17 protein-coding genes are annotated in these 19,354 nt (G+C 68.3%); 6 read left to right on the plus strand and 11 right to left on the minus strand.

Annotated elements, in window-relative coordinates:
- Positions 1-5: 5 nt before the first annotated feature.
- On the minus strand, positions 6-572 hold the full coding sequence (gene efp / locus ACZ75I_RS13240; protein WP_005410381.1) for an elongation factor P: 567 nt from the start codon (positions 570-572) through the stop codon (positions 6-8).
- 120 nt (positions 573-692) lie between these two features.
- Here efp and epmB point away from each other — a divergent pair, with 120 nt between their 5' ends.
- On the plus strand, positions 693-1,709 hold the full coding sequence (epmB, locus tag ACZ75I_RS13245; protein WP_231352213.1) for an EF-P beta-lysylation protein EpmB: 1,017 nt from the start codon (positions 693-695) through the stop codon (positions 1,707-1,709).
- Between the two features lie 67 nt (positions 1,710-1,776).
- On the opposite strand, the gene ACZ75I_RS13250 is transcribed toward epmB, so the two are convergent.
- The 3 genes from ACZ75I_RS13250 to ACZ75I_RS13260 all read right to left on the minus strand — a co-directional run bounded on the left by ACZ75I_RS13250 (position 1,777) and on the right by ACZ75I_RS13260 (position 5,649).
- Positions 1,777-3,903 carry a putative bifunctional diguanylate cyclase/phosphodiesterase gene (locus ACZ75I_RS13250; protein ID WP_134969067.1) on the minus strand — a complete coding sequence of 709 codons (2,127 nt, stop codon included), beginning with the start codon at positions 3,901-3,903 and terminating at the stop codon, positions 1,777-1,779.
- Positions 3,900-4,775, minus strand: a complete 876-nt coding sequence (locus ACZ75I_RS13255; protein WP_229298570.1) for a phosphate/phosphite/phosphonate ABC transporter substrate-binding protein — start codon at positions 4,773-4,775, stop codon at positions 3,900-3,902. The genes ACZ75I_RS13250 and ACZ75I_RS13255 overlap by 4 nt, the downstream gene beginning before the upstream one ends.
- 103 nt (positions 4,776-4,878) lie before the next feature.
- Positions 4,879-5,649: an RNA methyltransferase gene (locus tag ACZ75I_RS13260; RefSeq protein ID WP_061478056.1), complete on the minus strand. Its 771-nt coding sequence runs from the start codon at positions 5,647-5,649 to the stop codon at positions 4,879-4,881.
- A 120-nt stretch (positions 5,650-5,769) separates the two neighbouring features.
- On the opposite strand from ACZ75I_RS13260, the gene ACZ75I_RS13265 reads away from it, so the two are divergent.
- The gene (locus ACZ75I_RS13265) at positions 5,770-6,597 is read left to right on the plus strand and encodes an inositol monophosphatase family protein (protein ID WP_005417749.1); all 828 of its coding nucleotides are present in this window, start codon (positions 5,770-5,772) and stop codon (positions 6,595-6,597) included.
- A gap of 669 nt (positions 6,598-7,266) precedes the next feature.
- Here the strand turns inward: ACZ75I_RS13265 and htpX are convergent.
- Positions 7,267-8,133: a protease HtpX gene (gene htpX / locus ACZ75I_RS13270; protein WP_061478057.1), complete on the minus strand. Its 867-nt coding sequence runs from the start codon at positions 8,131-8,133 to the stop codon at positions 7,267-7,269.
- Between the two features lie 93 nt (positions 8,134-8,226).
- Here htpX and gluQRS point away from each other — a divergent pair, with 93 nt between their 5' ends.
- The 3 genes from gluQRS to phaR all read left to right on the plus strand — a co-directional run bounded on the left by gluQRS (position 8,227) and on the right by phaR (position 10,627).
- A complete protein-coding gene (gluQRS, locus tag ACZ75I_RS13275; RefSeq protein WP_472958070.1) occupies positions 8,227-9,147 on the plus strand; it encodes a tRNA glutamyl-Q(34) synthetase GluQRS in 921 nt (306 codons plus the stop codon).
- A 17-nt stretch (positions 9,148-9,164) separates the two neighbouring features.
- Positions 9,165-9,905, plus strand: coding sequence for an acetoacetyl-CoA reductase (phbB, locus tag ACZ75I_RS13280; protein ID WP_061478059.1), 741 nt, complete (start codon positions 9,165-9,167; stop codon positions 9,903-9,905).
- Positions 9,906-10,087: 182 nt separating this feature from the next.
- Positions 10,088-10,627 carry a polyhydroxyalkanoate synthesis repressor PhaR gene (gene phaR, locus ACZ75I_RS13285; protein WP_154351745.1) on the plus strand — a complete coding sequence of 180 codons (540 nt, stop codon included), beginning with the start codon at positions 10,088-10,090 and terminating at the stop codon, positions 10,625-10,627.
- Positions 10,628-10,701: 74 nt separating this feature from the next.
- Here the strand turns inward: phaR and ACZ75I_RS13290 are convergent, their stop codons facing one another.
- The 6 genes from ACZ75I_RS13290 to ACZ75I_RS13315 form a co-directional block, all read right to left on the minus strand.
- On the minus strand, positions 10,702-11,664 hold the full coding sequence (locus tag ACZ75I_RS13290) for a TraB/GumN family protein (RefSeq protein ID WP_154351144.1): 963 nt from the start codon (positions 11,662-11,664) through the stop codon (positions 10,702-10,704).
- Positions 11,665-11,666: 2 nt separating this feature from the next.
- Entirely contained in the window at positions 11,667-12,596 is a 930-nt protein-coding gene (locus ACZ75I_RS13295; RefSeq protein WP_134969527.1) for a DUF1684 domain-containing protein, read from the minus strand.
- Between the two features lie 11 nt (positions 12,597-12,607).
- The gene (gene mutL, locus ACZ75I_RS13300) at positions 12,608-14,509 is read right to left on the minus strand and encodes a DNA mismatch repair endonuclease MutL (protein WP_346476877.1); all 1,902 of its coding nucleotides are present in this window, start codon (positions 14,507-14,509) and stop codon (positions 12,608-12,610) included.
- 121 nt (positions 14,510-14,630) lie between these two features.
- Positions 14,631-16,199: an N-acetylmuramoyl-L-alanine amidase gene (locus tag ACZ75I_RS13305; RefSeq protein ID WP_180868295.1), complete on the minus strand. Its 1,569-nt coding sequence runs from the start codon at positions 16,197-16,199 to the stop codon at positions 14,631-14,633.
- 82 nt (positions 16,200-16,281) lie between these two features.
- On the minus strand, positions 16,282-16,764 hold the full coding sequence (gene tsaE, locus ACZ75I_RS13310; protein WP_180868293.1) for a tRNA (adenosine(37)-N6)-threonylcarbamoyltransferase complex ATPase subunit type 1 TsaE: 483 nt from the start codon (positions 16,762-16,764) through the stop codon (positions 16,282-16,284).
- Positions 16,761-18,245: an NAD(P)H-hydrate dehydratase gene (locus ACZ75I_RS13315; RefSeq protein ID WP_154351148.1), complete on the minus strand. Its 1,485-nt coding sequence runs from the start codon at positions 18,243-18,245 to the stop codon at positions 16,761-16,763. Before ACZ75I_RS13315 ends, tsaE begins: the two co-directional genes overlap by 4 nt.
- Positions 18,246-18,268: 23 nt before the next feature.
- On the opposite strand from ACZ75I_RS13315, the gene queG reads away from it, so the two are divergent.
- On the plus strand, positions 18,269-19,339 hold the full coding sequence (gene queG, locus ACZ75I_RS13320) for a tRNA epoxyqueuosine(34) reductase QueG (protein WP_061478065.1): 1,071 nt from the start codon (positions 18,269-18,271) through the stop codon (positions 19,337-19,339).
- Positions 19,340-19,354: the final 15 nt, after the last annotated feature.

Consider the following 19,354-nt stretch of genomic DNA (forward strand, 5'->3'; position numbering starts at 1 on the left):
GAACCTTATTTGACGCGTGCGGAGTATTCGCCCGAACGGGTGTCGACACGGATCACTTCGTCCTGGTTGACGAACAGCGGCACGCGCACCACGGCACCGGTTTCCAGGGTGGCCGGCTTGCCGCCGCCGCCCGAGGTGTCGCCACGGACGCCCGGATCGGTTTCGGTGATCTTCAGTTCGACGAAGTTCGGCGGCTGAACGAAGATCGGCTCGCCATTCCACAGGGTGACCACGCAGGACTCTTCGCCCTTCAGCCACTTCTCGGCGCCGCCCATGCCGGCCTTGGTGGCCTGGACCTGCTCGAAGGACTCCGGATCCATGAAGTGCCAGTATTCGCCGTCGCTGTACATGAAGTTCATGTCGGTATCGACGACGTCGGCTGCATCCAGCGAGTCGGTCGACTTCATGGTCACTTCCTGGGTACGCCCGTCCTTGATCAGGCGGTACTTCACGCGGGTGAAGGCCTGGCCCTTGCCCGGCTTGACGTATTCGGTGTCGATGATGACGGCCGGTTGGTTGTTGACCAGGATCTTCATCCCGTTCTTGACGTCGTTCATGCCGTAGCTGGCCATGCGTAAACTCCTGAGTGGCAGAAACGCCGCGGGTGCGGCGAGCCGTTAGAATGGAAAGCCCACCGGATGCCGGTGGGCGACTGTTTTTCTGCCCCCATGATAACCGCAGGCCCCCTCTCCATGCAGCTTTCCGCCTTCCCCCGGCCCCAGTCGCCAGGCGCGCCCGCGCGCTGGCAGCAGCTCTGGCGCCAGGCGCTGCGCGACCCGCACGCCCTGCTGGCCCGGCTGCAGCTGGACCCGGCGGCGCTGGGTGTCTCGGAGGCGGCCATGAACCAGTTCGCATTGCGCGTGCCCGAGGGCTTCGTGGCCCGCATGCGCGTGGGCGATGCGGCCGACCCGCTGCTGCGCCAGGTGCTGCCGATCGGCGAGGAAATGCGCCCGGCGCCCGGGTTCAGCTTCGACGCGGTGGGCGATGGTGCCGCCAGGAAGGCTACCGGGGTGATCCAGAAGTACCGTGGCCGTGCCCTGCTGGTCGCCACCGGCAGCTGCGCGATCAACTGCCGCTACTGCTTCCGCCGCCACTTCGACTATGCCGCGGAAAACGCTGCCAAGGGCGGCTGGCAGGAGGCCGTAGCCGCCATCGCGGCCGACCCGGACATCGACGAGGTGATCCTGTCCGGCGGTGACCCGTTGTCACTGGCCACGCACAAGCTGGTCGAGCTGACCGACGCCCTGCGCGCGATTCCGCATATCCGCCGCCTGCGCATCCATACCCGGCTGCCGATCGTGCTGCCGGAACGCGTGGACGATGAACTGGTGTGCTGGCTGGGCAGCCTGCCATGGCCGCTGGCGATCGTGGTCCACGCCAATCACGCCAATGAATTCGACGCCAGCGTGGACGCGGCGATGGCCCGCCTGCGCGGCGTCGGCGCCCAGCTGCTGAACCAGGCGGTACTGCTGCGCGGGGTCAACGACAGCGTGCAGGCCCTTCAGGACCTGAGCGAGCGCAGCTTCGCCGCCGGCGTGCTGCCCTACTACCTGCACCAGCTGGACCGGGTCGAAGGCGTGGCCCATTTCGAAGTGGATGATGCCCAGGCCAAGGCGCTGATTGCCGGCCTGACCGCACGCCTGTCCGGTTATCTGATCCCGAAACTGGTGCGCGAGCTGCCGGGCGACCCGAGCAAGCGCCCGCTGTAATCCGGGGGCGGGGTCAGATCCCTTTTCCTGCGGAAAAGGGATCTGACCCCAGGACAACGGCAGCAGGTCAGAGGCCCGATTCGATCATCCGCACCACTTCGGTGGCCGTCACCGGGTGGCTCAGCCAGTAGCCCTGGCCAAGATCGCAGCCGCGCTGCACCAGCAGTTCGAACTGCGCCTGCTGCTCGATGCCCTCGGCCACCACCGTGATGCCCAGTGCGTGGGCCATGGCGATGATCGCCGTGGTCAGCGCCAGATCGTCGGGATCGCGCTGCATGTCGGCCACGAAGCTCTTGTCGATCTTCACGCCGTCCACCGGCACTTGGCGCAGGTGGCTGAGCCCGGAGAAGCCGGTGCCGAAATCGTCCAGCCAGACCTTCACGCCGGTGCGGTGCAGCTTGTCCAGCAGCTGCGCGGCAACCATTTCGTCGCCGATCACCGCGGTTTCGGTCAACTCCAGGTGCAGGCGCGAAGCCGGCAGCCCGGACTCGTGCAGGCACTGCGCGACCAATGCCGGCAGTTCACCGCCGCGCAGCTGCCGCGGCGACACATTCACCGACACGAACAGATCATCGCCGCCCGCCCCGCGTGGCCACTGCGAGGCTTCCATGCAGGCCGCACGCAGCACCTTCGGGCCGATGAGCTCGATCAGCCCGCTCTGCTCGGCCACTTCGATGAACACCGACGGCGGAATCGTGCCCAGGGTCGGATGCTGCCAGCGCAGCAGCACTTCCACGCCGACCATGCGCCGGTCGCGCATGCGGAAGATCGGCTGGTAGGCCAGGCGCAGCTCGCCGCGCTCCCAGGCCCCGCGCAGCTCCTGCTCCATGTGCACGCGGCGCTCGACCGCGTGGTCCATCGCACGGCTGTAATAGCGGTAGCAGTTCTTGCCGGCCATCTTGGCCTGGTACATGGCGATGTCGCCGTTCTTCAGCAGCGTGGTCGCATCAGCGGCATCGTCCGGGAACAGGGTCACGCCGATCGAAGTGCCCAGGAACAGTTCCCGGCCCTGCACCACCAGCGGCTTGCCCAGCTCGCGCACCAGCACTTCGGCCAGCAGCCGTGCGTTGGCCGCCACGTCGCCATCACCGACCAGGATCACGAACTCGTCGCCGCCAAAGCGGGCCAGCAGGGCTTCATCGCCACCGGCCTCGGCAACCGCACTGCCGATGCGCTGCGCGAACTGCAACAGCGCTTCGTCACCGGCCTCATGGCCCAGGGTGTCGTTGACGCGCTTGAAATCGTCGATGTCGGCAAACAGCAGGCCCAGCCGATGATTGGATGCGCGCGCGGCCATCAGGCGATGGTCCAGCGCTTCCCGGAATGCCAGCCGGTTGGTCAGCCCGGTCAGCGCATCGGTATAGGCCATGCGCCGCACCTCGCGGTCATGCCGGGCGATGGCATCGCGCATTCGGGCGAAGCCGCGCACCAGCTCGCCGACCTCGTCGTCGCGGGTGTTCTCGGCCAGCGGCGCCTGGTAGTCGCCAGCCTCGATGCGGCGCGCCGCAGCGGCCAGGTCCCGGATCGGCGCCACCAGGGTGCGCTGCACGTACAGGATCACCACCACGCCGATCACCACCAGCAGGCCCAGCATCAGCAGCAGCCAGCCCAGGTGGCGGCTGCCGACCTGCTGCAGGCGCTCGCCGAGCGTGGCATTGGCGGCCTGTTCGCGCTGCTGCACCTCGTCCAGCGCCATGCCGACGCGGACGCCGCCGATGCGCTGGTTGCCGACCATGATCGGCATGGTGTTGTCGAGCACCTTGGGCGATTCCTGCACCACCAGTGCCTGCGCCACCGCGGCCTTGGGGGCCAGCGGGTCGGTCATCGGCTGGCCGAAGCCGGACACCTCGATCGAGCCGTCATGCACCAGCCGGCCGCGTTCGTCGAACACCAGCACATAGCGCACGACCGGTTGCCGTGCGGTGTTGCGCACCAGCGCACCGACCTGATCCAGGTCGCGGTAGTACAACGGGTTGGCCAGCGCGTCGGACAGCTCGCGCGCCATTGCTTCGCCGCGGCTGCGCACGCTGCGGTCGAACAGTTCATGGATGACGCCACCACTGAGGTTGCGCACCTCGCCCTGCATCGCCGCCTGCCGCCCCAGCAACACCGCCAGGATCGCCACCACCACGACCATCGCCCCGCCCATCGCCAGCAGGAACCGGGCCTGCATTCCCGAGCCGAGCCACTTCATTCCACTTCCATCCGCACGCGCGTCAATCCTTGTTTCAATTCATCCAGCCGCTGCTGCGCATGCGCATCGACGCGGTGGAAACCGGAAGTGCCGAAAAACCGATGCAGCGCCCCCTGTGCCTGCGGGTCGCTGGCCGCCTGCAGCAGGACGTCCTGCAGCCGGTCACGCACCCGCGGGTCAAGGTCGGCGCGAACCATTTCCACCGCCCGCGGGTAGGGTTCGGTGCGCAGCAGTTCGCGGAAGTCGCGCCGGAATGCCGCAGGCATCCGTCGCTCGTCATTCCAGTCCACGCTGCTCACCGCCCCCACTTCGACCATGCCCTTGTGCACGAACGTGGCGATGTTCAACTCGCTACGTGCGAACACGTACCCCACGCTGTCCCGGCCCGGCACGTCCCACACACCGGCCAGGATCTGCGGCGCCAGCCCTTCCTGCAGCAGCGTCATCACCGGCACCAGGTAGGCACTGGTGGACGCCGTGTTCTGCAGCGCCAGGCGATGCCCGCGCAGGTCCTGGATCCGCTGGATCGGACTGTCGCGACGCACGAAGAACACGGTCTGGTACTCACGCACGCCGTTGCGCTCGGTCAGCAGCAGCGGCCGCGCGCCACTGCGCTGGCCCAGTGCCACCGCCGTACCCGACGTTTCCGTGACCCAGTCGACCCGCCCCCGCCGCAGATAGCTGGCCATCTGCTGCGGGTCGCGTGCCATCAGGATCCGCCCTTCGGTGATGCCGACGTCGTGCATGCGTGCCACTACATAGTCCAGCAACGGTTGCAGCTGCTCGTAATGGGCCTTGGGATCATCGCTGATCCGGCCCAGCACCAGCACCGGGTCCGGTGCTGCATGCACCGTCCCGGCCAGCAGGATCATGACCAGGCTCAGCAGTCCCCTCTGCACTGCCCTTCGCAGACCCGACACAGGCTTCATCCCCCCTGGGTATCCGGACAGACTACCCGAAAAAATGAGAACGTCGTCAGCTGTCCTTGTTGCCCGCCTGTGCCAGCCGCGCCATCCGCTGGGTGTCGGCAAGGATGCCGCGCAACAGGCGCACTTCCTGCTCGCTCGGCTCGCTGCGCAGGAACAGCCGGCGCAGCTTGCGCATCGCCGATTCCGGGGCGCGGCCCTTGTGGAAATCGATCTCGTCCAGCGTGTCACCGAGCTGGGCGAAGAAGCTCTCCATCTGTTCATGGCTTGCTGCCTGTTCGCGGAAGCCGGGCTCGGCATTGGGGGCCGGCTGCGCGCCCAGCAGCTGCATGCGCGTTTCATAGGCCAGCACCTGTACGGCGGCCGCCAGGTTGAGCGAGCTGAACGCCGGGTCTGACGGGATGTGCACTGCGGCGTGGCAGAGCTGCAGCTCCTCGTTGGTCAGGCCAGTGCGCTCACGGCCGAACACCAGCGCCACCTCGGCGCCCTCGCCCGCCTTGGCCACCGCACGAGCGGCGGCATCGGCCGGCAGGTACTCCTCCAGCTGCACGCGGCGGGCACGCGCGGTGCAGCCCAGCACCAGGCGGCAATCGGCCACGGCCTCGGCCAGGGTGGCCACCACCGGGGCGTCCCCCAGCACATCTTCGGCACCGGCCGAGCGGCGGAAGGCCTCCTCGTCCAGCGGTTTCTCGGGGGCGACCAGCACCAGGCGGGCCAGGCCCATGGTCTTCAGGGCACGGGCGGCGGCCCCCATGTTGCCGGGGTGCTGGGTACCGACCAGGACGAATCGGAGGCGGGTGGCGGCGGGAAACTGGGACATGAACAGGGAAAAGGTCGAGCTGGACGATGACCAATGGTAAACTGTGCGGCCGGCCACTGCGCCGGACCCGCTCTTTTCCCCCGCCAGTCCATCTCTTCTGCCTTTCCGGGAGCCCACGCCATGCAGAAACCCGCCGTCACCGTCATGGTCAAGGCCGCCCGCCTCGCCGGCAACGTCCTGTTGCGCAACATCAACAAGCTCGAGGCACTGAACGTGGTGCAGAAGGGCCGGATGGACTACGCCAGCGAAGTGGATGCGGACGCGGAAAAGGTCATCGTCAAGGAACTCAAGCGCGCTTACCCGGACTACGGCATCTTCGGCGAAGAAGGTGGCGTGCAGGGCGAGCGCCGCCAGATGTGGGTCATCGACCCGCTGGACGGCACCAGCAACTACCTGCGTGGCGTGCCGCACTACTGCGTGTCGATCGCGCTGGTCGAGAACGGCGAGCCGACCGACGCGGTCATCTTCGACCCGCTGCGCAATGAACTGTTCACCGCCAGCCGGGGTGCCGGCGCCGTGCTGAACGACCGCCGCATCCGCGTGGCCGACCGCAAGGATCTGGAAGGCACGATGATCCACACCGGTTTCGCCCCGCGCGAGCGCAGCCGCGCCAGCGCCCAGCTGAAGGCGGTCGACGCCCTGCTGGTGCACGGTGAGGACATCCGCCGCACCGGTTCGGCGGCACTGGACCTGGCCTACGTGGCCTGCGGCCGTGCCGATGCCTACTTCGAAGCCGGCGTGAAGGCGTGGGACATCGCTGCCGGCCTGCTGCTGGTCCGCGAGGCGGGCGGCAAGGTCTGTGACTTCAAGGGCGCGACCCTGGGCCGCATGGACAACCGTGGCCCGGAGACCCACCAGATCGTGGCCGGCAACCTGAAGGTGGCCGAGTCGCTGCAGAAGGTGCTGGTGAACACCGGTTACGCGGCGGAGTTTGACGCGAAGTTCTGAGGTTCCGTGTAAAGCGGTTCATGGAGACGGCGCCTGCGAGGGTGCCGTTTTCGTTTGTGCGCACGGAGATTCGTTTCCGCGACCGCGGGGGGTGTCACTTTCTTTGCGCGCAAAGAAAGTAACCAAAGAAACGCTCCGCCAGCCGCGAGCCGTCGCTGCGCGCCGGTGCCCTGCGCTTCTCGGCGAATCAGGGGACGGCGCCGAACTCGCTGCGCTCAGACACCGGCGCCTCTTCGCCCCTGATTCGCCTGCGATGCTCGGCTCGCTCAAGGCGGACTGGAAGATCAAGATCAAGAACAACAGCATCCACCCGTCGCGAAGATGTACTGGGTGCAGCTGTGGCATTTGACCTTGGGTCCGCCTTGAGCGAGCCGAGCACCGCAGGTCCGGCGAGGGCGAAGAGGTGCGGGTGTCTGAGCGCAGCGAGTTCCCGCACCGTCCCTCGACGGGCCGAGGAGCACAGGGTACCGATGCGCAGCATCGGCTCGCGCCCCGGCGGCGTGTTTCTTTGGTTACTTTCTTTGCACGAGCAAAGAAAGTGACACCCCTCCGCGGTCGCGGAAACGACTCTCGCCAGGTCGTACCCGGCGCCACCAATGCATCGGCGCGCAAACAAAAACGCCCGGCGCGAGGCCAGGCGTTCCTGCACTACCGTGGAAACACGGAGGCTTACGCCACCGTCGACGCCCGCAGCGCGGCAATGCGCTCTTCCAGCGGCGGATGGCTCATGAACAGCTTCTTCGCCGTCGAACCGGCAATACCGAACGCGGCGATCTGGGTCGGCAGCGTGCTCTGGCCATGGTTGAGCTGCAGGCGCTCCAGCGCGGCGATCATCTTCTGGCGACCGGCCAGCGCGGCACCGCCGGCATCGGCGCGGAACTCGCGGTGGCGCGAGAACCACATCGAGATCATCGTGGCGAACAGACCGAACACCATCTCCAGCACGAACACGATGATGTAGTAGGCAAAGCCGCGGCCGCCGCCTTCGCGGTTGCCCGACAGCGCGCTGTCGATGATGCCGCCGACCACGCGGGCCAGCACGATCACGAAGGTGTTCAGCACGCCCTGCAGCAGCGCCATGGTGATCATGTCACCGTTGGCGACGTGAGCGATCTCGTGGCCCAGCACGGCTTCAGCCTCGTCTTCGCTCATGTTGTGCAGCAGGCCGGTGGACACCGCCACCAGCGCGTTGTTGCGGTTGGCACCGGTGGCGAAGGCGTTGATCTCCGGGCCGTCATAGACCGCCACTTCCGGCATGCCGATGCCGGCGGCCTTGGCCTGGCGCTCGACCGTGGCCAGCAGCCAGCGCTCGGTCTGGTTGCGCGGCTCGGTGATCACCACCGCACCGGTGGAGCGCTTGGCCATCCACTTGGACAGCAGCAGCGAGATGAAGGAGCCACCGAAACCGAAGATGCCGGCCATCACCAGCAGGCCGCTCATCGAACGCGCGTCCACGCCCAGGATCGACATGACGATGCCGGCCAGGATCAGGACCGCGAGGTTGGTCGCCAGGAACAGGGCAATACGGGTGAACATGGGAAAATCCGGCTCGGAAGGGGTCGATATCCGTCAATTTGCGGTGCGCTCAGCTTGAATTCAAGCGCCAACCTGACCGACGATTCAGCCTGCATGACCGCCATTGTTCCCTGCGGCCGCTTCGCGCCCTCGCCGACCGGCCTGCTCCACCCCGGATCCCTGCTTGCCGCCTTCGGCAGTTGGCTGCTGGCCCGCCACCACGGCGGCCTGTGGCGGCTGCGCATCGAAGACGTTGACCCGCCGCGTACCGTGCCCGGCGCCGCGCAGTCACAGCTGCAGGCACTGGCTGCGTTCGGCCTGGTCCACGACGGCCCGGTCCTGTGGCAGAGCGCTCGAGGCGAGGCCTACCAGGCCGCGCTGGACGTGCTGCTGGCCAGCGACCAGGCCTTCATCTGCCACTGCAGCCGCAGCGAACTGGCTGCCAGCGGCGGCATCCACCACCGCTGCGTTGCGCGGCAACCGCGACCGGACCCCGCCGTCCGCTTCCGCGTGCCACCGGGCAGCGCCGTGCACTTCGACGATGGCCTGCGTGGCCCGCAGCAGCAGGACGTGCATGCCGAAGTCGGCGACTTCGTGCTGCGCCGTGCCGACGGCTGCTGGGCCTACCAGCTGGCGGTGGTGGTCGATGACGCCGCGCAGGGGGTGACCGAAGTGGTGCGCGGCGCCGATCTGCTCGATTCCACCGCGCGGCAGATCCTGCTGCAGCAGGCGCTGGGCCTGGCCGTGCCGCGCTACTGGCACCTGCCGCTGCTGCTCGACGCCCCCGGCCACAAACTGTCCAAGTCGCTGGCGTCGCTGCCGGTGGACAGTACACGGCCGGTGCCGGTACTGCGCGCGCTCTGGCAGCTGCTGGGCCAGGCCCCTGCCGCACTGGGCGGCGCCGATGACCGGGATGCGCTGCTGCACGCTGCGCAACGGGCATTCGACCCGGCTCGACTGCCGCGGACCGACATCCTGTTGCCGGCCGGCGCACTTTCCGCGCCGATGTTGCAGAATCCCCCTTCCCCCATCTGATTCCCGGACAGCACTCCATGACATCTCGCGTCGCACTGGTCACCGGCGGAACCGGCGGCATCGGTACCGCCATCTGCCAACGCCTGGCCGACCAGGGCCACCGGGTCGCCACCAATTACCGCGACGAGGACAAGGCCCGCGCATGGCAGCAGGCGATGACCGAGCGCGGCTACAACGTGTCGATCTTCCCGGGCGATGTGTCCGATCCAGGCAGCGCCGAGGCGCTGGTGCGTGCGGTCGAGGCCGAGCTGGGCCCGGTCGAGATCCTGGTCAACAATGCCGGCATCACCCGCGACACGACGTTCCACCGCATGCGCGCGGACCAGTGGCACGATGTGATCAACACCAACCTCAATTCGGTGTTCAACGTCACCCGTCCGGTCATCGAAGGCATGCGGCGCCGCGGCTGGGGCCGGGTCATCCAGATCAGCTCGATCAACGGCCTGAAGGGCCAGTACGGCCAGGCCAACTACGCCGCGGCCAAGGCCGGCATGCACGGCTTCACCATTTCGCTGGCCCGCGAGAACGCCGGCTTCGGCATCACCGTGAACACCATTTCGCCCGGCTACGTCGCCACCGACATGGTGATGGCGGTTCCGGAGGACGTGCGCGCCAAGATCATCGCCGATATCCCCACCGGGCGCCTCGGCAAGCCGGAGGAAATCGCCTATGGCGTGGCCTTCCTGGTGGCCGAGGAAGCCTCATGGATCACCGGCAGCAACCTGGACATCAACGGCGGCCACCACATGGGCTGGTAAGCCGCGCAGGGGCCGCTGCGGCGTGCGCTGACGGCCCCTGCCGATGGTCATGCTGCGCAGCACGCAAACCCTTGCTGCGCAACATGATCGCTGCTGAAAGCCAAGCCTGGCGGGGGTTGGGGCGGTTGCAACCGCTGCTGCACTGCGCCATGCTGCGCGTCTACTGTGACGAGTACCGCTTCATGGCTGCGACCCGCATCATCAAGAAGTATCCGAACCGCCGTCTCTACGACACCGAGATCTCCAGCTACATCACCATCGAGGACGTGCGCCAGCTGATCCTGGACGGTGAAGACTTCGAAGTCCGCGACGCCAAGAGCGGCGACGACCTCACCCGTTCGGTCCTGCTGCAGATCATCGCCGACCAGGAACAGGACGGCGAACCGATGCTGTCCACCCAGCTGCTGAGCCAGCTGATCCGCTTCTACGGCGATTCCCTGCAGGGCTTCATGGGCAACTACCTGGAGCGCAGCATGCAGGTCTTCCTCGACCAGCAGCAGCAGTTCCGCCAGCAGATGGGCAACCTGCTGGGCCAGACCCCGTGGGCGATGATGAACCAGCTGACCGAGCGCAATCTGGAGCTGTGGCAGGAATTCCAGCGCAGCATGGGCAGCGGCTTCGGCGGCCCGCGCCCGGGCGGCACCGGAACGGGAACCGGCAACAAGCCCGGCGAACCCGGCACCGGTACCGGCACCGGCACCGGCGGCAAGACCCGCCGCTGAGCTGCAGCAACGGCTGATACGAAAACGGCGCGCCCCTGGCGCGCCGTCTTGTTTGGCATCGCGCCAACCGTGCGTCAGCGTTTGGCCTTGCACCCCGTGCACACGCGCTCGACCTTGTAGCCCTTCGCCCTCAGCTTCTCGACCACGCCATCACTGCCCAGCAGGTGCAGCGTGCCGACCACGACCAGCGTACCGCCCTGCCCGGCCTGCAGGTACGGCTGCAGCTTCGGCACCCAGGCATCGTTGCGACCGGTGTTGATGCGCTGGTACAGCTGCGGATACTGCTGGCGCATCTCTGCCGCCATCTTGGTCCACAGCAGGCGCTCGTCGCCGCGACGCCATGCATCATGCAGCAGCCGCGCCTGCTCATCGGCCTTGCCGGCCTGGTCCAGTGCTTCGGCCAGCATCTGCCGCTGTTCCTGCACCGTCATCCCGTCCAGCATGCCGATCTGGGTATCGATATCTTCCAGTCCCGCGGTCTTGCGGCCGGTCTTCTGCGCGCGCTCCATGAAGTGGCGGTCCAGGCCCAGCGCCGGGTCCAGGCCCAGCTTCTGCATCTGCCCGATCGAAATGCTCAGACCGACGAACCAGGGCTTCATGCCCTGCATCTGCGCCAGCGGCAACTGGTTCTGGGCAGCAAAGGCCTGCAGCTTCTGCCAGGTGGCCGCATCCAGATCACGCTTCAGCTCGCTGCCATCGGTGCGGGTCGCAGCCTGCACCATGCGGCTGGCCAGCTGGGGCGATTGCATGTCTTCCGGCGACAGTTCGAACACCACCCGCTGCGAGGCTTCGAACGCCTGCTCGACATCGGGCGACAGCGGGTAGTCCTGTGGCTTCAGCAGATGGAACGATCCCAGCAGGTACACGCGTGCATCGCCCGGGCCGGTGACTTTCCACAACAGGGGTACCGGCGGCTTGGCCGCCGTTGCGGCCGCGGCCGCGGCAGGGCTGGCCTGGCCATCGCGGGCCGTGGCCAGTGGCGCCACTGCGCAGGCCGCCAGCAGCAGCGCGGCACGGAACAGGTGTTTGATCGGCATGGTCAGCCTTCTCCTTCAGGCAGGTGGTAGGCCTTCTCGCCCGCTTCCACGCGCAGGTCCAACCGGTTTTCCGGCGGCGCCAGCGGGCAGGTCGCGTAGGCGGTGAACGCGCACGGTGGGTTGTAGGCATGGTTGAAATCGATGCGCACCGTGCCGTCTGCAGCGGGGGCCTCGGTATCCAGATAGCGCCCGGCCGGATAGCTGCCGCGGCCGCTGGTGCGGTCGGCGAAGATCAGGAACAGTGGCTGCCCGGCCGCACCGATGGCCTCCAGGCGCCAGCTGCGGCCATCACGTTCGAACTCCACCGCACCGGCATTGGGCATCTCGGTGGTCAGGCCAGTGATGTCGACGATCGGCAAGGTCTTCCCCGGCGGATGCGCGATGAAGCGCGCCTGCACCTGCCAGTCCGCGCCGCCAGGCCAGTACTGCAGGCCGGCGAAATCACGCCGCGCCGGTGCCTCGGCATGCTTGACCCGCAGCGCGTCCCGTGGCCCCCGGCGGATGATGCTGAGCTGGCCCTTGCCGCCATCGAAGGCCAGCAGCGTCGGCTGCGCGTCCTTGTCGGTGTCGACGCGGATGCGGCCACGCACCGGCTGGCCGTCGTGGCTGACATCGACACCGGCTTCAGGCGTGAACCACCACTGCGTCCCGTCGCGGCGCAGCAGGCCCAGCCTGTCCGGGCCAACCGTCAGGCGGATGCCGTTGGTGGCGCCGCTGCCAACGAAATGGGATTTGTTCTGCAGCCAGTGCAGGCCGACCAGGGCCGTCCAGCCATCGGGCCGGGTCAGGTCCTGGTAGCGCGCTACACGCCATTGCTGCTGCGCGGCCGCGTAGGCCGGATCTTCAGCGACCGTCGGCGCCGGCGGAGCTGCCGGGCTGCAGGCGGCCAACACCACGGCGGCCAGCAGGCCCGCCACTCCCCGATAACGCATCGATGCTCCCCTCAACGTCCGCGCAGGAACCAGCGGTCGATCTCCGCCAGCGAAAAACGGGCCCAGGTCGGTCGGCCGTGGTTGCACTGGCCGGACCGTTCGGTGATTTCCATGTCGCGCAGCAGCGCGTTCATTTCCGGCACGGTCAGGCGCCGGTTGGCACGCACCGCGCCATGGCAGGCCATGGTCGACAGCAGCTCGTCGCGTGCACTGGCCACGCGGCGGCTCTGGCCATGCTCGCGCAGGTCGGTCAGCACGTCGCGCAGCAGTCCTTCCGGTTCGGCATGCGCCAGCAGTGCCGGAATGCTGCGCACGTGCAGCGACCCGGGGCCGGCCCGGGTCACCTCGAAGCCGAGCGCCGCCAGTGTGTCGGCTTCGCTTTCGGCGGTGTCGGCCTCGCGCTCGCCCACCGCCAGCGTGATCGGCACCAGCAACGGCTGCGACTGCAGGCCGATGCCATCGTGCGCATTCTTCAGGCGCTCGTAGCCGATGCGTTCGTGGGCCGCATGCATGTCGACCACGATCAGGCCTTCAGCGTTCTCGGCCAGGATGTAGATGCCATGCAGCTGCGCGATCGCGTAGCCCAACGGCGGTACACCCGCGTCGGCACTGGTCACCGGCAACCCGTTCTCGCTCGGCATCGGCGGCAACGCCGCTGCGCGTTCGGCACCGGCCGGCGTGGCATACAGCGCGGCGTAGGCGGCCGGTGCATCGGCCACCTGCAGGCCCAGCGGCTGCTGCGGACGCCAGCCTGAAAATCCGCCACCACCACCTCCCGAGCCGGGCGCGGCCCCACGCACCAGCCCGAACCCCGACGCGCCGGCGCTCGATGCCGTCGGGACGGCGGCGGCGTCCGCCGGATGTGCGGGGCCGGCACCGATCTCCTGCGCCGATATGCCGGCACGGGTATCGGCCAGCGCATCCTTCAACGTGCGATAGACGAAATCGTGGACCAGCCGCGAATCGCGGAAGCGCACCTCGTGCTTGGCCGGATGCACGTTGACGTCGACGCGGGTCGGATCCAGTTCGAGGAACAGCACATAGGCCGGCTGGCGGCCGTGATACAGCACGTCGCCGTAGGCCATCTTCACTGCGTGGGCGACGCTGCGGTCACGCACTGAGCGACCGTTGACGTACAGGTACTGCTGGTCGGCGCTCGCGCGCGAATAATGCGGCTGCGCAATCCAGCCATGCAGGCGCAGGCCGGCGCCACTGTGGTCCACGCGCACGGCCTGGTTGGCGAAATCCTCGCCCAGCGTTTCGGCAAGGCGTGCATCGGAATACAGATCGCCTGGCTTGTAGCGCCGCGAGGCCTTGCCGTTGTGCGACACGCGCAGCTCGACATCCGGCCGTGCCAGCGCCAGCGAACGCAGCCACTCTTCGATATGGCCCAGTTCGGTACGCTCGGCGCGCAGGAACTTGCGCCGCGCCGGCACGTTGTAGAACAACTCACGCACTTCCACCGTGGTGCCCGGCGCATGCGCGCGCGGGGTCACCTCGCCGATCTTGCCGCCTTCGATCTGCAGTGCCGAACCGTGCTCGTCGTGCGCGCGCCGCGAGCACAGGGTGAAGCGGCTGACCGACGCGATCGACGGCAGCGCTTCTCCCCGGAAACCGAGCGTGGCCACCGATTCGAGATCGTCAAGATCGGCGATCTTGCTGGTGGCATGGCGCGACACTGCCAGTGGCAACTGCTCGGGCGCGATGCCACTGCCGTTGTCGCGGATGCGGATCAGGCGCACGCCGCCCTCTTCAAGATCGATATCAACTCGGCTGGCGCCGGCGTCGATCGCGTTCTCGACCAGCTCCTTGACCACCGACGCGGGTCGTTCGACCACTTCGCCGGCGGCGATCTGGTTGATCAGGATCTCCGGCAACGGCCGGATCGGGCGCGGATGGGTAGCAGACGTCATGCGGGGATGATAACGGAGCGGCCGAGGGTAGAGTCGAGCCATGCTCGACTGACGGGCTACCGGCAAGGCCCAGTCGAGCGCGGCTCGACTCTGCAGAAAGCAGAAACCCGCCTTCGGCGGGTTATTTGCTGCCGCCGGCCATGGTGGCTGCGGCGTCGATCTCGGCCTGCGCGCGGGCAGCATACAACGTGCCCGGCGGCGGTTGGCGGCTGAAGAAGGTGTGCACACCATCCAGCACAGCGCCAGCGACCTTGCGCTGGTAAGCCGGGTCCGTCAGGCGGCGCTCTTCATCCGGATTGGAGATGAACGCCGTTTCCACCAGCATCGCCGGCATGTCCGACGTGCGCAGCACCGCGAAATTGGCGCGCTCGATGTTCGGCTTGTGGTTGTTGCCGATCCGCTTCAGGCCGCCCAGCACGTGGCCGGCGGCGTCTTCGGACGCCTTCATGTAGCCGCTCTGCGCCAGGTCCAACAGCACATTGGCAAGCGTGCCCTCGGTCTGCTGCAGGCGAACGCCACCGACCAGATCGGCCGCGTTTTCCTTGTCTGCCAGCCAGCGGGCGCGCTGCGAAGAGGCACCCTTGGTCGACAGCACGTACACCGACGAACCCGTGGCCGAGCGGTTCTCGGCCGCGTCGGCATGGATCGAAATGAAGATGTCCGCCTTGTTCGCACGCGCCTTCTGCGCACGCATCGGCAGCGGGATGAACACGTCGCTGTCGCGCGTCAGGTAGGCCTTCAGGCCCGGCGTGGCGTTGACCTGGCGGGCCAGCTCACGCGCCACGGCCAGGGTGACATCCTTCTCGCGCTTGCCGGTCGGGCCGATCGCACCCGGGTCCTGGCCACCATGACCGGGATCGATCGCCACCACAAGATGGCGCATGCCGGGCTGCATGCGGATGCGCGATGCATCGCTGGGCATGGCCGGACGCGGCGGCTCGGCCGGCGTCGGTGCCGGTGTAGGGGCCGTTGCCGGCGGCGTGGTCACCACCGCAGCAGTGCGCTGGCCGGCGAGGATTGCAGCCGGCGAGGATGAAGGCGTGCTGCTGGCCGCGACGCCTGCCGCAGCAACCTGGGCCGGCGCGCTGGTCGGTGCGGGGGTCGGCGTGGCGGGTGCGGCGGCGCTGGCGCTGGCCTGCTGCTGCACCTGTGCGGTCAGCAGGGCGGTGGCCCGCGCAGCATCGGTGCGTGACTGCGCGTTCTCGGCCGGCGTGGGCGCGACTGAGCCCCCCACAGCGGCCGCCTGCGGCTGCACCGCCGGTGGCGTCGCCGGGCGGCTGGTGGCCATGGCAGGGCCATCACCCGGCCATTCGATCACCAGCTTGGATTCATTGCCCTCGCGCTGCATCTGCGGGCGGAACGGCGCCACCGATTCGGCAAGGTCGAACACGACACGGAAAGTGCCCGGGACCGGCTGTCCGGTACGCACCGCCGTGACCACGCCCTGCGCGGCCGGCATCTTCAGGTTGCGTACGGCGCTGGAGTCGGGGAAATCGACCACCAGGCGGTTCGGGCCGGCCAGCGACAGGGTCTTGTAGCCGCCACTGCCGACCAGTGAGATCTCGGCACGGGTGCCGGTCGCGCCGGTGTTCAGCAGCACCTGGCGGACTTCACCCGCCCACGCACTGACGCTCGCCAGACCCAGTCCGACGGAGGCACAGATGGCGATGAGACGGTTCCCCGGGCGCATGGCTCAGAATTCAATCACCGCGCTGAACGGAATGCAACACCTTTTTCCTTAATAATCCGTAACCTGCCGATCTTTGTTCTCGTCAGCCGACAGAAATGGCCTGCAAGTCGCCCCCTTGGGGCAGCCGTTTCAGCCATTCATGTCCAACGTCGCTGCCCGCGGTGAGACTGGCGCGGCGCCCATGTCCTTCGATCTCCAGTGCCACCACCAGGTCGGTCGGCGGCAGCGCGCCGGCGCCCCGTTCCGGCCATTCCACCAGCCACAGCACCGCGCTGCCCTCGTCCAGGCCGAGGAAATCCAGCTCACCGGCCTGGCCGATGCGGTACAGGTCCAGGTGCCACGCCTCACCGCCACTGGCCAGCGGATAGCGCTCGACCAGGGTGTAGGTGGGGCTGCGGATCGCGCCCTGCACGCCCAGCGCCCGCAGCAGCGCGCGGGCCGTGGTGGACTTGCCGGCGCCCAGGTCGCCGCGCAGTTCGATCAGCGCCTGCGGGGGCCGGGTGGCCGCCAGCCACTGCCCGAGCAGTTCGGTGGCGTCGCTGTCGGCAAGGAAGAAATCGGTCATGGGAAGCGTTCCGGGTTGGCCAGTCGCCGCAGCGGCGCCAGCAGATCAGTAGGAAGCAGGCCGCGTGCGCCGTCAGCGGCAGCCGCGTCGCCGGCCAGCGCATGCAGCAGCGCGCCCGCCGCTGCGGCATCGAAGGCGGCCAGGCCCTGCGCACGCAGGCCGGCGATGATGCCGGTGAGCAGGTCGCCCATGCCCCCCACGGCCATGCCGGGATTGCCGGCGGCGATCAACCGGGGCGTTTGCCCGGGCGCCGCCACGATGCTGCCGGCGCCCTTCAACACCACCACCGCATGGAAACGCTCGGCGAGCGTCTGCGCACAGGCGTAGCGATCGGCCTGGATGTCGCTGGTGCTGCAGCCGAGCAGGCGTGCGGCCTCGCCCGGGTGCGGTGTGAGGACGGCGCCGGGCAAGGCACGCGGATCCTGCGTCAGCAGGTTCAGCGCGTCGGCATCGACCACCAGTGGTCTGGCGCTGGCCAGCACCCGCGCAAACAGTGCGCGTGCCCATTCGTCCTGGCCCAGACCGGGCCCGATCGCCACCACCTTGGCCCTGTCAAGCAAGGCCGGCAGCGCTTCGCCGTCTTCCAACGCGTGGGTCATCGCCTCGGGCAGCCGAGCCAGCAGTGGACCGACGTGGTCGCGGCGGGTGCCCAGGCTCAACAGCCCCGCCCCTGCGCGCAAGGCGGCCTCGGCTGCCATGGCGATGGCACCGCCGCTGCCGTGGTTGCCGCCGACGCACAGCACGTGGCCGGATTCACCCTTGTGGGTATTGGCGCGGCGCGGCGGCAACAGGGCCGGCAACCGTGCCTGCGTCCAGTACTCCACGGCAGGCGACACGCTTTGCCATGCGGCCGCGGGCAACTGCAGGGGTGCCAGGGCCTTGTGCCCGCAATGATCCAGCGCGTCGCCGGTGTACAGCCCGCGATGGGCCACGATGAACTGCAGGGTCCGCGCAGCGCGTACTGCCGCGCCGGGTACCGCACCGCGGTCGGCATCGACGCCACTGGGCACATCCAGGGCCAGCACAGGTGCCGCCTGCGCATTGATCGCAACGATCAGCGCCTGCGCCGCGCCCTCCGGCGCGCGATCGAAACCCAGCCCGAACAGGGCATCGACCCAGAGGTCGGCCTCGGGCAGCGCGCCGTCGAACTCGGTGATGGCGCCGCCGTCGGACCTGAACTCCGATGTTGCACGCTGCGCCAGCGCGGTCGATGGCGCCCGGCCCGGCAGGGCGATCACCCTCACCTCGCGCCCGGCCTGCAACGCGTGGCGAGCCAGCACGAGGCCGTCGCCGCCATTGTTGCCCGCACCGACCACCACGCCGATCCGCTGCGCCTGCGGCCAATGCTGCAGCAGGCACTGCCAGGCGGCCTGGCCGGCCTGCGCCATCAGTCCCCAGCCAGCATCCCCCGCCAGGGTGGACGCCTGGGCATCCAGCGCACGCGCGGCAGCGGAATCGAACAGATCGGCGAGGTTGGCCATGCAGGGATTTTATACTGGTGCGCATGTCCCTCGCCCCCTCCCCCGTCGATCCAGCCCAGGCCGTGCAGCGCATCCGCGAACTGGCCCGCGCGCATGGCTTCCAGCGCTGCGGCATCGCCGGTATCGAGCTCGGCGAGGACGAGGCGCACCTGGCCGACTGGCTGGGCCAGGGCCTGTACGGCACGATGGACTGGATGGCGCGCCACGGCACCCTGCGCGCACGACCGGCCGAGCTGTTGCCCGGCACTGTGCGCGTGATCTCGGTGGGCATGGACTACAGCCACAAGGATGACACCGAAGCGTGGGCGACGCTGGCCGACCCGGGCCGCGCCTACGTGGCGCGCTATGCGCTGGGCCGCGACTACCACAAGCTGATGCGCAACCGCCTGCAGAAGCTGGCCACGCAGATCAACGACGAAGTCGCGCCACTGGGCTACCGCGTGTTCGTCGATTCCGCCCCCGTCCTGGAGCGCGCACTGGCCCGCAACGCCGGGCTCGGCTGGATCGGCAAGCACACCTGCCTGATCGACCGCCATGGCGGTTCCTGGTTCTTCATCGGCGAGATCTACATCGACATCCCACTGCCGATCGATACGCCGGCCACGGCGCACTGCGGCACCTGCACGCGCTGCATCGATGTCTGCCCGACCCAGGCCATCACCGGCCCGCAGCGGCTGGACGCGCGGCGCTGCATTTCCTACCTGACCATCGAACACGACGGCGCCATTCCCGAACAGATGCGCCCGCTGATCGGCAACCGCATCTATGGCTGCGACGACTGCCAGCTGGTCTGCCCCTGGAACAAGTTCGCCAAGCGCACCGACGAAGCCGATTTCCGTGCGCGCAACAACCTCGATACCGCGCGCCTGGACCAGCTGTTCGCCTGGGACGAAGCCGAGTTCCTGCGCCGCACTGAAGGCAGCCCGATCAGGCGCAGCGGCCATGAGCGCTGGCTACGCAACATCGCCGTGGCGCTGGGCAATGCGCCGTCCTCGGCCGAAGCGCTGGCTGCGCTGCAGACCCGCATCGACGATCCCTCGCCGCTGGTGCGTGAACACGTGCAGTGGGCACTGGGCCAGCACACAGCGCGCTGACGTGCGATCCTGAGC

This window comes from Stenotrophomonas sp. X (assembly GCF_055721025.1).

Bases quoted from the DNA above. Each gene is read 5' to 3' on its own strand.
- efp (WP_005410381.1), bottom strand. From the start codon at position 572: ATGGCCAGCTACGGCATGAACGACGTCAAGAACGGGATGAAGATCCTG.
- epmB (WP_231352213.1), top strand. From the start codon at position 693: ATGCAGCTTTCCGCCTTCCCCCGGCCCCAGTCGCCAGGCGCGCCCGCG.
- ACZ75I_RS13250 (WP_134969067.1), bottom strand. From the start codon at position 3,903: ATGAAGTGGCTCGGCTCGGGAATGCAGGCCCGGTTCCTGCTGGCGATG.
- ACZ75I_RS13255 (WP_229298570.1), bottom strand. From the start codon at position 4,775: ATGATCCTGCTGGCCGGGACGGTGCATGCAGCACCGGACCCGGTGCTG.
- ACZ75I_RS13260 (WP_061478056.1), bottom strand. From the start codon at position 5,649: ATGTCCCAGTTTCCCGCCGCCACCCGCCTCCGATTCGTCCTGGTCGGT.
- ACZ75I_RS13265 (WP_005417749.1), top strand. From the start codon at position 5,770: ATGCAGAAACCCGCCGTCACCGTCATGGTCAAGGCCGCCCGCCTCGCC.
- htpX (WP_061478057.1), bottom strand. From the start codon at position 8,133: ATGTTCACCCGTATTGCCCTGTTCCTGGCGACCAACCTCGCGGTCCTG.
- gluQRS (WP_472958070.1), top strand. From the start codon at position 8,227: ATGACCGCCATTGTTCCCTGCGGCCGCTTCGCGCCCTCGCCGACCGGC.
- phbB (WP_061478059.1), top strand. From the start codon at position 9,165: ATGACATCTCGCGTCGCACTGGTCACCGGCGGAACCGGCGGCATCGGT.
- phaR (WP_154351745.1), top strand. From the start codon at position 10,088: ATGGCTGCGACCCGCATCATCAAGAAGTATCCGAACCGCCGTCTCTAC.
- ACZ75I_RS13290 (WP_154351144.1), bottom strand. From the start codon at position 11,664: ATGCCGATCAAACACCTGTTCCGTGCCGCGCTGCTGCTGGCGGCCTGC.
- ACZ75I_RS13295 (WP_134969527.1), bottom strand. From the start codon at position 12,596: ATGCGTTATCGGGGAGTGGCGGGCCTGCTGGCCGCCGTGGTGTTGGCC.
- mutL (WP_346476877.1), bottom strand. From the start codon at position 14,509: ATGACGTCTGCTACCCATCCGCGCCCGATCCGGCCGTTGCCGGAGATC.
- ACZ75I_RS13305 (WP_180868295.1), bottom strand. From the start codon at position 16,199: ATGCGCCCGGGGAACCGTCTCATCGCCATCTGTGCCTCCGTCGGACTG.
- tsaE (WP_180868293.1), bottom strand. From the start codon at position 16,764: ATGACCGATTTCTTCCTTGCCGACAGCGACGCCACCGAACTGCTCGGG.
- ACZ75I_RS13315 (WP_154351148.1), bottom strand. From the start codon at position 18,245: ATGGCCAACCTCGCCGATCTGTTCGATTCCGCTGCCGCGCGTGCGCTG.
- queG (WP_061478065.1), top strand. From the start codon at position 18,269: ATGTCCCTCGCCCCCTCCCCCGTCGATCCAGCCCAGGCCGTGCAGCGC.